Here is a 13,136-nt window from a genome sequence, read left to right on the forward strand (position 1 = left end):
GCACGTAGCTAATCGATGGACATTTCCGGCCGCGTCGCATTCCTGCACTTCGGTGCCCCGCGGCGCAGGCAATCACGGCGGATAGTCGCCGCCGCCGGGCAGTTGCGCCCACGCCCACAGCCAGACAATCCAAACAATCTGCAAAAGAATAAACATCACAATTACCGCACCGCGGTAGGCCCGTGAACGGGACATCACAGCAGCGCCGAGTGCCAGCGGGAACAGCGGAAGCAGCATCCTGAACGTGCTGGTCTGGGGATGAAGGAACAGCAGCAGGTATGCCATGTAGCAGGCGCACCATAAGCGCAGTTCAACCCCGAGCTTCGCCGCCGGAGGGCTGAACAGCATCAGGGCGAACAGCCCGGCGAAGACGAACGGCGCCAACACGCCCACAACGGGACCGAACAGCTGGATGCCGGTATCGAACCACGGCTTGAACGGCACCAGGTCGTGTCCCCGCCAGACAGTTTCCGTCTTGGTGTAGGCCTCGATATCACCTGTCGTGGCCCACGCCGCCGCCGGCCAGATCAGCGCGGCGGCCCCGCTGAGGGCGGTAAGGGCTGCGAGGCCACCCAGCTCCCGCGGGCTGTGGACCTGGGGGCCGCTTCCGCGGCTGCGCTGCACCAGCCGGTAAACAAACAGCAGCCCCACCAGCGCGGCGAACGGCACTCCCACAGGCCTGGAAAGGCACATCAGCAGCACCACTGGCATCGCCACGTAGTACTGCCGCCGGATGACCAGGAGCAGCGCGGCAGACAGGAGGAGGATCGTTAGCGGCTCGGCGTAGGGCACCTGCAGTATGCCGGAAACGGGGAACGTCGCAAAGAAGGCAACCGCCCACATGGCCGTACCGTGCTGCGCCTTATGGCGAAACAGGCTGTAGATCACCAGGGCGGCCCCCAGCCCGGAGAGCATGGCGACGATTGTCAGCGAAGCCGCCGGGGCAACGCCTGTCAGTGTCGATAGGGCCCGGCCCAGGAAAGGGAACAGCGGATAGAACGCCCAGGCGTTTTCCTGGACGTTTCCGGCGGCATCGACCGGCAGGGCCGCCGGGTAGCCGTTGCTGATGACTTCGCCGTACCACCGCGCGTCCCAGATATTGATGAAGTTCCAGTAGTCAGGCTTGGCGGGGAACCAGGGGTTCGTGCCCTGCTGCAGGGCTGCGGCCATGAAGATGCACGCGCTGGCCAGCCTGGCCAGCACGTAGAGGGCTGAAACCTGGAGCCACCAGGGCCACCGGCGCATTGCGTCACCGGCGCGCACGGCAAGGACGCTGATCGAGCCGGCGGGTCCCGGCCTGCTCCCGGTGTCAGTAGTCAAGCCCCCGCCTCCGACTCGCCCCGGTCCTGGCCTTGCGGAAGGTGCTCCGGGTCCGCCGGATTCTGCGGCGGATGCTGGGCTTCGGACAGCTGCGCCTTTAAGTGCTCCACTTCCTCGCGCTTGGCGGCCAGTTGGTCGCGGAGATCATCAAGCACCTGGTCCACCTGATCCATGCGGTAGCCGCGCAGGCCAAGGGAAAAGCGGACACGGTCGACGTCGGCCGGCGCCGCGTCAGCGGGGAGCAGGACCGGAGGAAGGTTGGCTACCGGCTGTTCGAAGCCGCTGTCGAAGAGCCCGCTTTCCCGGACCCCACCCGGGCGGCCGCGCCAGGACACGCCGCTTTTGGCACCGGCACCCGCCCACACGACGGCGCCTACCAGCGCGATGGCAAGGAAAACCAGAAAAAAGCTCACAGCATCAATCGTGCCAGATCAGAGGTCACCTGCTATTCGGGCCGCTGCTCCCCGTTGGACGGTGCCCGGACAGTGCCATGGAGCACCCGGTCCACTGCATCGGCCGGATCATCAACCACCTGGATCAGGTCCAGGTCCTTCTCCGAAACCATGCCCTCGGCCACCAGTGTGCCCTTGATCCACTCGATCATGGGGCCCCAGAAGGCAACACCGAGCAGGACGATGGGGAACGAAGTGACTTTCCGTGTCTGGACAAGCACCATCGCTTCAAACAGTTCGTCCAGCGTGCCCAGCCCGCCGGGGAGGACGATGAAGCCCTGGGCATACTTCACGAACATGGTCTTCCGCGCAAAGAAGTAACGGAAGTTGATGCCCAGGTCCACCCACTGGTTGAGGCCCTGTTCAAAGGGAAGCTCAATGCCAAGCCCTACCGAAACGCCGTTTCCTTCCACGGTCCCCCGGTTGGCGGCCTCCATGGAGCCGGGTCCGCCTCCGGTAATCACCGCCACGCCGGCTTCCGCCAGGTGGCGGCCAACGGCTACGCCCATCTCGTAATATGGGCTCCCCGGCTTGGTCCGGGCCGAACCGAAGACACTGACCGCCGGGCCGAGGTCCGCCAATGCGCCAAAGCCTTCAACGAACTCGCTCTGGATCCTCAACACACGCCACGGATCGCTGTGGACGAACTGGCCGGCGCCTTTGGTGTCAAGCAAATGCTGGTCAGACATTTCCACGGCCGCCTGCTTGCGGCGAAGTTCAAGGGGCCCCTTACGGCGCGGCTGGGTGGTTTTGGCCGGATCTGCGTTGATGCTCATCCCCCAAGGCTAGCGCCACGGCCGGTCCACAAGCGGCAGGTATCTCTTGAATCACGATCCGCATGAACTTGGCGTGATTCCCGTCATATCCAGTCTTTGTTCGCTAGATTCTTCTTATGACTACTCATGTGCCCGGCGATGCGCTCGTCTCCCTGAACGGTGTGAATAAGCATTACGGTCAGCTGCACGTCCTCAAGGACATCAACCTCCACGTCCGCAAGGGCGAAGTGGTTGTTGTCATTGGTCCGTCAGGCTCCGGCAAGTCCACATTGTGCCGTGCCATCAACCGCCTGGAAACGATTGAGGGCGGCACCATCAGCATTGATGGGAAGGTGCTGCCGGAGGAGGGGAAGGAACTGGCCCAGCTCCGCGCCGACGTCGGCATGGTTTTCCAGTCCTTCAACCTGTTTGCGCACAAGACCATCCTCGAGAATGTGACGCTTGGGCCCATCAAGGTCAAGGGCGTGGCCAAGGCCCAGGCCGACAAGGAGGCCATGGCTTTGCTTGAGCGCGTGGGCGTGGGACACCAGGCACCCAAACTCCCGGCGCAGCTTTCCGGCGGCCAGCAGCAGCGTGTGGCCATCGCCCGCGCACTGGCCATGAAACCGAAGGTCATGCTCTTTGACGAGCCCACCTCGGCTCTCGACCCCGAGATGATCAACGAAGTCCTTGACGTCATGATCCAGCTGGCCAAGGAAGGCATGACCATGGTGGTGGTCACCCACGAAATGGGCTTTGCCCGGAAGGCCGCAGACCGCGTGGTCTTCATGGCAGACGGCCAGATCGTCGAAGATGCCAAGCCGGAAGAATTCTTCACCAACCCCAAGAGCGACCGCGCCAAGGACTTCCTGTCCAAGCTGCTGACGCACTGATTTCCACCTACGAACGCACACACTCCAGTTCGCACCCAGGCCGTGACCCACGGCCGACCAATGAAAGGAATGTCATGAAGGCATTTATGACCCGGCGCAAGTCGTTCCTCGTGGCGGCTACCGCTGCCCTGGCGCTGTCCCTGAGCGCATGTGGCGGCTCCACCCCGGGCACCAGCAATCCCACCGTTGCCGAGAAGCCGACATTCGCTGCAGGCACCACCATGGCGAAGCTTTCCTCTGCCGGCACCATCAAGATCGGCACCAAGTACGACCAGCCGCTCTTCGGCCAGGTGGGCCTGGACGGCAAGCCTGTTGGCTTCGACGTCGAGATGGGCAAGCTGATTGCCGCCAAGCTCGGCATCGCCGCGGACAAGATCGAATGGTCTGAGACCGTTTCCGCCAACCGCGAGCCGTTCATCGAGCAGGGCAAGGTTGACCTTGTCATCGCCACCTACACCATCAACGACAAGCGCAAGCAGGTTGTCAGCTTCGCGGGTCCCTATTACGAGGCCGGCCAGGCCCTGATGGTCAACAAGGACAATGACTCGATCAAGAAGCCTGAAGACGTCAAGGGCAAGAAGGTCTGCTCCGTGACCGGCTCCACCCCTGCTGCGACGATCGTGGACAAGTACGGCGCCGAACTGGTTCCGGCTGCTACCTACTCCGCCTGCCTGGAACCGCTGCGCAACAAGCAGGTTGAAGCCATCACCACCGACAACGTCATCCTTGCCGGTTTCGTGGACAAGGAGCCTGACGCCTTCAAACTGGCCTCTGATGAAACCTTCACCAAGGAGCCCTACGGCATCGGCCTGAAGAAGGACGACACCGAGTTCCGCAACTGGATCAACGACCAGCTGGAAGCATTCGACAAGGACGGGTCCTACAAGAAGGCCTGGGAAGCAACCGCAGGCACGGTCATCAAGACGGCACCTGCCCTTCCGGCCATCAACCGTTACTAGGTAACAACGGCGGTTTTCCGGGGGATTCGTTCAATAGCGGATCCCCCGGAAACCGCCACCTCCTTTTTCGACCGCCTACGCCCAGAGCCGAAGGATCCTATGGAAGTCATCATTGAAAACCTCCCGCTGTATTGGGAAGGCCTTCTCCGCACTCTTTTCCTGTCTGTCGTCTCCGGGATCATCGCGCTTATCGTCGGAACACTCCTGGCAGCAGCCCGTGTCTCCCCCGTTGCCGCACTCCGCGGATTCAGCACCGTGTATGTGGAAGTCCTCCGGAACACCCCACTGACTATTGCCTTCTTCTTCGCGGCGATCGTCCTGCCCCGCCTCGGCGTCACGTTCCAGCAGTTTGAGGTGGCAGCCATCATCGCCCTCAGCGCCTACACAGCGGCCTTCATCGCCGAAGCCGTCCGCTCAGGCGTGAACAGTGTCCCCCTTGGCCAGGCGGAAGCTGCACGCAGCATCGGCATGAAGTTCGGCCAGGTGCTGTCCCTCATTATCCTGCCGCAGGCTCTGCGGACGGTGATCCCGCCACTGATCAACATCCTGATTGCCCTCGTGAAGAACTCCTCCGTAGCCGGTGCCTTCTTTGTCCTTGAACTGTTCGGCTACGGCCGCCAGATGGCCAATGCCAACGGTGACCAGGTCATGGCCGTGCTTCTGGGCGTGGCGTTCTTCTATCTGCTCCTCACCATTCCGCTGGGCGTCCTGGCCAGCACGGTGGAACGAAAGGTGGCGATTGCCCGATGACTTCAGTCCTCTACGACGTTCCCGGGCCCAAGGCCCGCCGGGTTTCGCTGATCGGTTCCGTCATCGGAACCGTGCTGATTCTCGGGCTACTCGCCTTTATCGTCATGACCTTGGCGCAGCAGGGCATTTTTGAAGGACGCCGCTGGGCGATCTTCACCCGGGCCGATGTCTGGACCCTGCTCGGAAACGGCATCGGCGCCACGCTCAGCGCGGCCGCCATCGCCGCGGTCATCGCATTCCCGCTCGGCCTGATGCTCTGCCTGCTGCGGATCTCCCTCGTCGCCTGGATCCGGATCCCCACCCGTGTGGTCCTGGAGTTCCTGCGTGGCATGCCGGTTGTGCTGATGATGCTGTTCGTCCTGCTGGTGTTCGGTACCAGTTCCTTCATCGCCGTGATTGCCGGGCTCGTCCTGTACAACGCCGCCATCTTCGCCGAGATCATCCGGGCAGGCATCCAGTCCCTGCCCAAGGGACAGCGGGAGGCGGGACTGACCATCGGCCTGACCAGCTTCCAGTCCCGGATGCTGATCGAACTGCCGCAAGCCGTCCGCCGGATGATGCCGTCGCTGGTTGCCCAGCTCGTGGTGCTCCTCAAGGACACCTCGCTTGGGTACATCGTGGCTTACGGCGAGCTCCTCCGGGCCGTCCAGGTCATGGCCGACTTCCTGGGTAACGCGTTCCTGTTCCCCATCTTCTTTGTCGCCGCAGCCATCTACATTGCGATCAACATCTGCGTGTCCCGGCTCGCGGTCTGGATCGAGCGCCGCGGCTCCAAAAAGGCCGCCGGCGGCGTTGCCAAGGCACCAACCGCCGTCGTGGCACCGGAACTGCCGGACGCAACCGAACTCAAGTAACCACATCCACTGCATACGCAGAAGGGTCCGCAGCCTGCAGGCTGCGGACCCTTCCGTTTTGCCGTTAGGCCGAGAGCCAGCTGCGCAATGCCCGCAGGCACTCCCGGATCGCGTCCGCGTCGACGTGCTCGTTGTCCTTGTGCGCCAGCAGGGGGTCGCCGGGACCGAAGTTCACTGCCGGGATGCCCAGTTCGCTGAAACGGGCGACGTCGGTCCAGCCGTATTTCGGTTTCGGCTCGGCCCCGACGGCGGCCACGAAGGACGCGGCAGCGGGATGGTTCAGGCCCGGCCGCGCGCCGGCCGCAGCGTCAGTTCGGACGACGTCGAAACCGTCTAGCAGTTCGCGGACATGCGCCTCTGCCTGGTCCGGGGACTTGTCGGGCGCGAAGCGGTAGTTGATTTCCACCACGCAGCGGTCAGGGATGACGTTGCCGGCCGTGCCGCCATTGATCTTCACGGCATTGAGGCTCTCACGGTAGTCGAGGCCGTCCACGTTGACGGTCTGCGGTTCGTAGGCGGCAAGCCTGGCGAGGATCGGCGCCGCGGCGTGGATGGCATTGCTGCCCATCCAGGCGCGGGCGGAGTGTGCAGCCTCCCCTGATGTGGTGGCTTCGAAGCGGCTGGTGCCGTTGCAGCCACCCTCCACCGTTCCATGGGTTGGCTCCAGGAGGATGGCGAAATCGCCGTCCAGGAGCCCACCGTGGTTGCGGACCAGGCGGCCCAGCCCGCTCTTGACCGCTTCCACTTCCTCGTGGTCGTAAAAGACAAAGGTGACGTCGCGCCCGGGTTCCGCGCCGCCGTCGAACATGGTGGCTGCCAGCGCGAGCTGGACTGCGACGCCGCCCTTCATGTCCGTGGCTCCCCGCCCGTACAGGACCCCCTCGCCCGGAATGCCGGATTCCCACGTTGACGGGACGGTGCCCCGGGCCCCCTCGGTGACCGGCAGCGGAACGGTGTCCAGGTGCCCGGCCAGGATGACGCGTTCCGGCCGTCCCAGTTCCGTACGGGCAATCAGGGAGTCGCCGTCACGCACGATGCGCAACCCGGGAATGGTACGGAGGGCGGCTTCTACGGCGTCGGCCAACGCCGTCTCGTTCCCGGACACGCTGTTGATGTCCATGATCGCGGCGGTGAGCAGGGAGACGTCCTGGCGGAGGTCAAGTGGCAGTACGGAGGCAACGGGTGCGGTTTCGGCAGTCACGTTGCCAGTCTAGTTCGAACCCGGGGCCCCGCTCTCGATAGACTGGGGCCATGACTGAGACCGCTACTTCTGCCGTGCCCGAAAACCAGAACGCAACCGCTGATGCCCGCTCCGCCTATGGCTTCGGGCTTGCCACCATCGCCACCGCCAATGGTGACGCCACCGTCCTGGATGTCTGGTTCCCGGCGCCTGCCCTTGGAGTTGCTGCGGAGAGCCTGCGTGCCGTGGAGAACGCGGACCCGGCCCTCGCCACCATCGCGGCGGACGGAGCCGACGCGGACCGCGGTACCGAGCAGAAAGTGGTTTTCGTCCAGATCAACCTGGATGAGGCACCGGCTGATACGGCCGATGCGTACCTGCGGCTGCACCTGCTTTCACACCGCCTGGTGCGACCGAACTCCATCAACCTGGACGGCATCTTCGGCAAGCTGCCCAACGTGGTCTGGACCAACTTCGGCCCGGCCGCCGTGGACGGCTTCGAACTGACCCGCGCCAAGCTGCGCAAGCGCGGCGCCGTCACCGTTTACGGCGTCGACAAGTTCCCGCGCATGGTGGACTACGTGGTGCCCGCCGGAGTCAGGATCGCCGACGCCGACCGCGTCCGCCTCGGTGCCCACCTCGCCGAAGGTACCACTGTGATGCATGAGGGCTTTGTGAACTTCAACGCCGGCACCCTGGGGACGTCCATGGTGGAGGGCCGCATTTCCGCCGGTGTCGTGGCCGGTGACGGCAGCGACGTCGGTGGCGGAGCGTCCATCATGGGCACCCTGTCCGGCGGCGGCAAGGAAAAGATCGCCATTGGCGAGCGCGTCCTGCTGGGCGCCAACTCCGGCGTCGGGATCAGCATCGGCGATGACTCCGTCGTCGAGGCCGGCCTGTATGTCACCGCCGGCACCCGCGTGCGCGTGGTCGGCCCGAAGGATGCCGACGGCGAGGACACCACCAAGGTCGTCAAGGCCGTGGAACTGTCCGGCGTCCCGAACCTCCTGTTCCGCCGCAACTCCACCACCGGCGCTGTGGAGGTCCTCCCCCGCAAGGGCCAGACGGTGGAACTCAACGACGCCCTGCACGCCAACTGAGCCGGGCGGCTCATCCTTCAGTGGCACGTCGACGTGGCCTCCACCGGCCCCTGGTGCTGATCCTCACCCTGGCACTGGTAGGAGGCGGCGTCTACACGGCCGTGTCCTTCCTGCAGCGCTCCGAGACCCTCGTGTCGGAGCGCTGCACGGCCGTGGTTGGTTCCCAGACGGCGGAGCTGGCCACGGACCAGGCGGTGAATGCCTCGCTGATCACGGCCGTCGCTGTCCAGCGCGGGCTGCCGCCACGGGCCGCGACCATCGCCCTTGCCACCGCCATGCAGGAATCCAAGCTGCGCAACATCGGCCACGGCGACCAGGCCGGGCCCGATTCGCGGGGCCTGTTCCAGCAACGGCCCTCGCAGGGGTGGGGTACGGAGGCCCAGGTCATGGACCCGTACTACGCGGCCAACGCGTTCTACGACGCCCTGGTCAAGATCCCTGCCTACGAGTCCCTGGAAATCACCGACGCCGCCCAGCGCGTGCAGCGCTCCGCCTACCCTGAGGCGTACGCCCAGCACGAGGAGATGGGCCGGTTTTTCGCGTCGGGATTGTCAGGCCAAACGCCCGAGGCCGTGCACTGCACGTTGCGCTCCCCCGACGCTCCGGGCGACACCGCCCAGGTCGCCACTGAACTCTCCCAGGCCTACGGTCCGCTGGCCGCCACGGCCGACGGGCAGACGCTGACCATTGAAGCCAGTGGTGCCCAGGCCTGGTCGGTTGCACAGTGGGCTGTCGCCAATGCCAAGGGCCTTGCCGTCACCGACGTGGCTGTTGCCGGGCGTAGCTGGAGCCGCGCTGCGGATGAAGGGTGGCAGGTTTCCGATGCCGCCGACGGCGAAGTCAGGATCACTGTCTCGGCCGCCGTCGAAGGCTGATGCTTCCCTTGCGTGCTGGTCGGCCCTTGGCCGAACGTGCTCAGACGAGCATTTCCACCACTGGCTGGACGTAGCTGCGGAAGAGCTCGGGCTGGGACATCAGCTCATGGCTCATGATGATCTTGTCCGGTTCGAGGTACCACGCCCGCTGCTCGTTCAGGGGCAGTTCGATGATGGTCAGGTTGAAGTCCCGGGAACCCCGGCCTACCTCCATCAGGCGGTCGTCAACCATGTCATCGAGCAACTGGTCGGAGCCGCTGGCCACTCTCTCTGCCTCCAACTCCGCATACTCGCTGCGGCGCTCCCGCGCCCATGTCAGGGCTGCACCAAAGTGCGCCTGCAGGACCCGCTGCAGGGCCGGCGAGTTACCGAAGGCCTCGAAGTCGGGCGGAGTGAGCTCCGGCAACATCTGGGGATGGGACTTGAGCAGCTGGTCCCACCAGGCTTCCCATTCAGTCTTGAGGGCGCTGAGTCCGCCTACTTCGGCCGTCAGATGGGTGTGGTCCGCATGGCGGATCTTCGGGGCGGCGTGGGACAGTGCGGGACGGCCGGCGCCGTCCAGTCCGGCGGCATCACGCACATACAGGGCGATCATCATTGGACCCGATGTGTCCATGGTTATCTGCCAACCGGAACCGCCTGTGTGGTGCATCCCTTGTCCTTCCGTGGCGTGCGCTGTACCGGCCTGATGTCCGGATCTGCCTCCCCCGGCTCCCAGTCTATTCCCGAAGCTGCCCGACGTTAACGGCCTGACCAGCGGACATGCCCGCAAGGTGCCGCTCCAGGACGTCACGGCACATCTGCGCGGTCATCCACTCGGGCTGCAGCAAGGCGTGCATGCACAGCCCGTCGATTGTGGCCAGGAGCCGTTCCGCCTCGATAACCAGGGCCTGCTGCCCGCTGCCGTTGTCCGGCACAAGTGCCGTGACCAGCTGGCCGACGACGGCGGCTACCCCGCGGTGGCTCCGGTCAGCCTCGGCAGCCAGGAAAGGCTTGATGCGTGCCGCGTTTTTGAAGGCCATCCACACGCATGCGTCCACCGCACGTTCCTCGTCCAGCGGCAACATTTCACCCAGCAGTGTTAATACAGCCTCGTGGTACCCCGGCGCACCCGGCGGCAGCGCTTCCAGTTTCGCCAGGGCGTCGGAGAGGCGGAGGATGATCCGGTCCACGACGGTGGCGAAGGAGTAGCTCAGGAGCTCCTCGCTGCTTGCGAAATAGTGCCGGACGGACCCCACCGCCAGTCCCGCCTCATCGGCTACTTCACGGAGCGAGGCCCTCTCCAGGCCGTCCACTGCAATGATCCGGAAAACGGCGTCGACAACTTCCCCGCGCCGGACTTCGGCATCTACGATTTTTGGCACGCCTCCTTTTTAACACAGTTGTGCTTCAAAGATGGTTTTCTGTCGCGGCGTTTCCGGCCCGGACCGTGACCGGCATCCGGAATGGCCGGGCGACGCGGACCGTAGTGGGATAGCTTTGAGGCATGAAAATTCTGGTCACAGGTGGCACCGGCTACATCGGCTCCCACACAGTTCTGTCCCTGCAGGAAGCCGGCCATGACGTGGTGGTGATCGACAACCTGGTGAACTCCAGTGAGGAGTCGCTGCGCAGGGTTGCCGAGCTCAGCGGAAAAACCGCCGAGTTCCACAACGTGGACCTGGTGGACGAGGCCGCAGTGGAAGCAGTGTTCGCCAACGGCGGGATCGACGCCGTCATCCACTTCGCCGGCCTCAAGGCGGTCGGGGAATCGGTCCGCGAACCGCTGAAGTACTACTACAACAACCTCGTGGGCACACTGAACCTCATCCGGGTCATGGACCGGCACAACGTCCGCTCCCTCGTCTTCAGCTCCTCCGCCACCGTCTACGGCGAGCACAACCCCATCCCATACGTGGAGAAGATGGAAATCGGCGCCAACAACCCCTACGGCCGGACCAAGGAACAGATCGAGGACATCCTCTCCGACCTCGGCGACGCCGACCCGCGCTGGCACATCGCCCTGCTCCGCTACTTCAACCCCGTCGGCGCACACCCCTCCGGCCGCATCGGCGAGGACCCCCAGGGCATCCCCAACAACCTCGTCCCCTTCATCGCCCAGGTCGCCGTCGGGCGCCGCGAAAAACTCATGGTCTTCGGCGGCGACTACGACACCCCGGACGGCACCTGCCTGCGCGACTACATCCACGTCGTGGACCTCGCCGAAGGCCACGTCGCAGCCCTGAACCACGTCGCCGACCGCACCGGAGTGTTCCGCTGGAACCTCGGCTCCGGCAAAGGCTCCTCCGTCCTGGAAGTCCTGCGCTCCTTCGAAAAAGCCGTAGGCCAGCCCATCCCCTACGAGATCACCGGCCGCCGCGCCGGGGACCTGCCCGCCTTCTGGGCCGACGCCACCTCCGCCCTGGCCGACCTCAGCTGGTCCACCACCAAAACCGTCGACCAAATGTGCGAAGACCACTGGCGCTGGCAAAAGAACAACCCGAATGGCTACAACAGCTGATCGGTCCGGTGGTTGAGCTTGTCGAAACCCTGATCTCGACAAGCTCGATCACCGGCAGCACGAAAAGCGGCCGCACACCTCTCACGAGGTGGGCGGCCGCCGTCGTATTTCAGGGGATCTAGCGGACCGGGTAGTCGCGCTCGGGCTCGCCGATGTACAGCTGCCGCGGGCGGCCGATCTTGGTGTTGGGGTCGCTGATCATTTCACGCCACTGCGCGATCCAGCCCGGAAGGCGGCCGATCGCGAAGAGCACGGTGAACATCTTCTCGGGGAAGCCCATGGCCTTGTAGATCAGGCCGGTGTAGAAGTCCACGTTCGGGTAGAGCTTGCGCTGGATGAAGTAGTCATCATTCAGTGCCTTCTCTTCCAGGCGCATGGCGATGTCCAGCAGTTCGTCGTTGCCGCCGAGCTTGCTGAGGATCTCGTGCGCCGTCGCCTTGACGATCTTGGCGCGCGGATCGTAGTTCTTGTAGACGCGGTGTCCGAAGCCCATGAGGCGGACGCCGTCTTCCTTGTTCTTGACCTTTTCCATGTAGTCCTCGGGCTTGGTGCCGTCGGCCTGGATCTGGCGCAGCATCTTCAGAACGGCTTCGTTGGCGCCGCCGTGGGCCGGGCCGAAGAGGGCGTTGATGCCTGCCGAGACTGATGCGAAGAGGTTGGCGTTGGAGGAACCCACCAGGCGCACCGTGGAGGTGGAACAGTTCTGCTCGTGGTCGGCATGCAGGATCAGGAGGAGATCCAGCGCCTTGGCGATGACCGGGTCCACCTCGTACTGCTCGGCCGGAAGGCCAAAGCTCAGGCGCAAGAAGTTTTCCACGAGGTTGTGGGAGTTGTCCGGGTACAGCATGGGCTGGCCGATGCTCTTCTTCAGGGCGTAGGCGGCTATGACCGGCATCTTGGCCAGCAGCCGGTACGTGGAGACCTCAACCTGCTCGGCGTTGAACGGATCCAGCGAGTCCTGGTAGAACGTGGACAACGCCGACACGGCCGAAGAGAGCACAGGCATCGGGTGTGCATCACGCGGGAAGCCGCTAAAGAAGCCCTTGAGCTCTTCGTGCAGCAGCGTGTGGTGACGGATTCGCTGGTCGAAGGCTTCCAGTTCAGTGGGGCTGGGGAGGTTGCCGTAGATCAGCAGGTAGGACACCTCGAGGAAGCTGGAGTGCTGCGCCAGCTGTTCGATGGGGTACCCGCGATAACGCAGGATGCCGGCATCGCCGTCGATGTAGGTAATAGCGGACGCGGTTGCTGCGGTGTTCATGAAGCCGGGGTCAAAGGTGACTGCGCCCGTCTGCTTGAGCAGCTTGGAAACGTCGTAACCTTCGTTTCCTTCAACAACCTGGATGCGCGGGAGCTTGAGCTCGCCTCCTGCATGGTGCAGGGTTGCGCTGTTGGTCTCAGTCATGGAGTCCCCTTCATGAGGCGCGTGGGCCTCTGTCGAAAGCTTGATCCAACATCCGGTGAGCCGTGGCACTGATCCTGTTCATCCAGGAATCCAACA

General features: G+C 64.3%; 14 protein-coding genes. 7 read left to right on the plus strand and 7 right to left on the minus strand.

Translation table 11 applies throughout. The features are described from left to right. Positions 1 to 72: 72 nt before the first annotated feature. The 3 genes from ABV518_RS01725 to ABV518_RS01735 all read right to left on the minus strand — a co-directional run bounded on the left by ABV518_RS01725 (position 73) and on the right by ABV518_RS01735 (position 2,548). Positions 73 to 1,245, minus strand: coding sequence for a hypothetical protein (locus tag ABV518_RS01725; protein WP_367765326.1), 1,173 nt, complete (start codon positions 1,243 to 1,245; stop codon positions 73 to 75). Positions 1,246 to 1,316: 71 nt separating this feature from the next. Further along, a complete protein-coding gene (locus ABV518_RS01730; RefSeq protein WP_367765118.1) occupies positions 1,317 to 1,733 on the minus strand; it encodes a DivIVA domain-containing protein in 417 nt (138 codons plus the stop codon). A 32-nt stretch (positions 1,734 to 1,765) separates the two neighbouring features. Beyond that, entirely contained in the window at positions 1,766 to 2,548 is a 783-nt protein-coding gene (locus ABV518_RS01735; protein WP_310161499.1) for a TIGR00730 family Rossman fold protein, read from the minus strand. A gap of 116 nt (positions 2,549 to 2,664) precedes the next feature. Between ABV518_RS01735 and ABV518_RS01740 the strand changes: the two genes are divergently transcribed. From ABV518_RS01740 to ABV518_RS01755, 4 genes are all read left to right on the plus strand, one after another. Beyond that, entirely contained in the window at positions 2,665 to 3,420 is a 756-nt protein-coding gene (locus tag ABV518_RS01740; RefSeq protein ID WP_104062136.1) for an amino acid ABC transporter ATP-binding protein, read from the plus strand. A 74-nt stretch (positions 3,421 to 3,494) separates the two neighbouring features. Continuing rightward, entirely contained in the window at positions 3,495 to 4,379 is an 885-nt protein-coding gene (locus tag ABV518_RS01745; RefSeq protein WP_367765119.1) for a glutamate ABC transporter substrate-binding protein, read from the plus strand. Between the two features lie 99 nt (positions 4,380 to 4,478). After that, positions 4,479 to 5,129, plus strand: a complete 651-nt coding sequence (locus ABV518_RS01750) for an amino acid ABC transporter permease (protein ID WP_310161490.1) — start codon at positions 4,479 to 4,481, stop codon at positions 5,127 to 5,129. Next, positions 5,126 to 5,983 carry an amino acid ABC transporter permease gene (locus ABV518_RS01755; RefSeq protein WP_367765120.1) on the plus strand — a complete coding sequence of 286 codons (858 nt, stop codon included), beginning with the start codon at positions 5,126 to 5,128 and terminating at the stop codon, positions 5,981 to 5,983. Before ABV518_RS01750 ends, ABV518_RS01755 begins: the two co-directional genes overlap by 4 nt. 64 nt (positions 5,984 to 6,047) lie before the next feature. Here ABV518_RS01755 and dapE read toward each other — a convergent pair whose 3' ends face one another. Then, positions 6,048 to 7,184, minus strand: coding sequence for a succinyl-diaminopimelate desuccinylase (gene dapE / locus ABV518_RS01760; protein WP_367765121.1), 1,137 nt, complete (start codon positions 7,182 to 7,184; stop codon positions 6,048 to 6,050). A 50-nt stretch (positions 7,185 to 7,234) separates the two neighbouring features. On the opposite strand from dapE, the gene dapD reads away from it, so the two are divergent. Together dapD and ABV518_RS01770 are read left to right on the plus strand one after the other, a co-directional pair. Further along, positions 7,235 to 8,263 carry a 2,3,4,5-tetrahydropyridine-2,6-dicarboxylate N-succinyltransferase gene (dapD, locus tag ABV518_RS01765; RefSeq protein WP_367765122.1) on the plus strand — a complete coding sequence of 343 codons (1,029 nt, stop codon included), beginning with the start codon at positions 7,235 to 7,237 and terminating at the stop codon, positions 8,261 to 8,263. A 20-nt stretch (positions 8,264 to 8,283) separates the two neighbouring features. Beyond that, positions 8,284 to 9,138, plus strand: a complete 855-nt coding sequence (locus ABV518_RS01770; protein ID WP_367765123.1) for a hypothetical protein — start codon at positions 8,284 to 8,286, stop codon at positions 9,136 to 9,138. A 40-nt stretch (positions 9,139 to 9,178) separates the two neighbouring features. Here the strand turns inward: ABV518_RS01770 and ABV518_RS01775 are convergent, their stop codons facing one another. Together ABV518_RS01775 and ABV518_RS01780 are read right to left on the minus strand one after the other, a co-directional pair. Next, entirely contained in the window at positions 9,179 to 9,790 is a 612-nt protein-coding gene (locus tag ABV518_RS01775) for a hypothetical protein (protein WP_131131424.1), read from the minus strand. 67 nt (positions 9,791 to 9,857) lie between these two features. Continuing rightward, the gene (locus ABV518_RS01780; protein WP_367765124.1) at positions 9,858 to 10,502 is read right to left on the minus strand and encodes a TetR/AcrR family transcriptional regulator; all 645 of its coding nucleotides are present in this window, start codon (positions 10,500 to 10,502) and stop codon (positions 9,858 to 9,860) included. Positions 10,503 to 10,624: 122 nt separating this feature from the next. On the opposite strand from ABV518_RS01780, the gene galE reads away from it, so the two are divergent. After that, a complete protein-coding gene (gene galE, locus ABV518_RS01785; protein WP_367765125.1) occupies positions 10,625 to 11,638 on the plus strand; it encodes a UDP-glucose 4-epimerase GalE in 1,014 nt (337 codons plus the stop codon). Between the two features lie 118 nt (positions 11,639 to 11,756). Here the strand turns inward: galE and ABV518_RS01790 are convergent, their stop codons facing one another. Beyond that, positions 11,757 to 13,040 (minus strand): citrate synthase, encoded by a 1,284-nt coding sequence (locus ABV518_RS01790; protein WP_367765126.1) that lies wholly within the window; start codon positions 13,038 to 13,040, stop codon positions 11,757 to 11,759. Positions 13,041 to 13,136 lie beyond the last annotated feature (96 nt).

This window comes from Arthrobacter sp. HS15c (genome assembly GCF_040812005.1).
GTDB lineage: Bacteria > Actinomycetota > Actinomycetes > Actinomycetales > Micrococcaceae > Arthrobacter.

Coding starts and splice junctions, on each gene's coding strand:
- ABV518_RS01750 (WP_310161490.1), top strand. CDS start 4,479: ATGGAAGTCATCATTGAAAACCTCCCGCTGTATTGGGAAGGCCTTCTC.
- dapD (WP_367765122.1), top strand. CDS start 7,235: ATGACTGAGACCGCTACTTCTGCCGTGCCCGAAAACCAGAACGCAACC.
- ABV518_RS01735 (WP_310161499.1), bottom strand. CDS start 2,548: ATGAGCATCAACGCAGATCCGGCCAAAACCACCCAGCCGCGCCGTAAG.
- ABV518_RS01790 (WP_367765126.1), bottom strand. CDS start 13,040: ATGACTGAGACCAACAGCGCAACCCTGCACCATGCAGGAGGCGAGCTC.
- ABV518_RS01725 (WP_367765326.1), bottom strand. CDS start 1,245: ATGCGCCGGTGGCCCTGGTGGCTCCAGGTTTCAGCCCTCTACGTGCTG.
- ABV518_RS01745 (WP_367765119.1), top strand. CDS start 3,495: ATGAAGGCATTTATGACCCGGCGCAAGTCGTTCCTCGTGGCGGCTACC.
- ABV518_RS01740 (WP_104062136.1), top strand. CDS start 2,665: ATGACTACTCATGTGCCCGGCGATGCGCTCGTCTCCCTGAACGGTGTG.
- ABV518_RS01755 (WP_367765120.1), top strand. CDS start 5,126: ATGACTTCAGTCCTCTACGACGTTCCCGGGCCCAAGGCCCGCCGGGTT.
- ABV518_RS01775 (WP_131131424.1), bottom strand. CDS start 9,790: ATGCACCACACAGGCGGTTCCGGTTGGCAGATAACCATGGACACATCG.
- galE (WP_367765125.1), top strand. CDS start 10,625: ATGAAAATTCTGGTCACAGGTGGCACCGGCTACATCGGCTCCCACACA.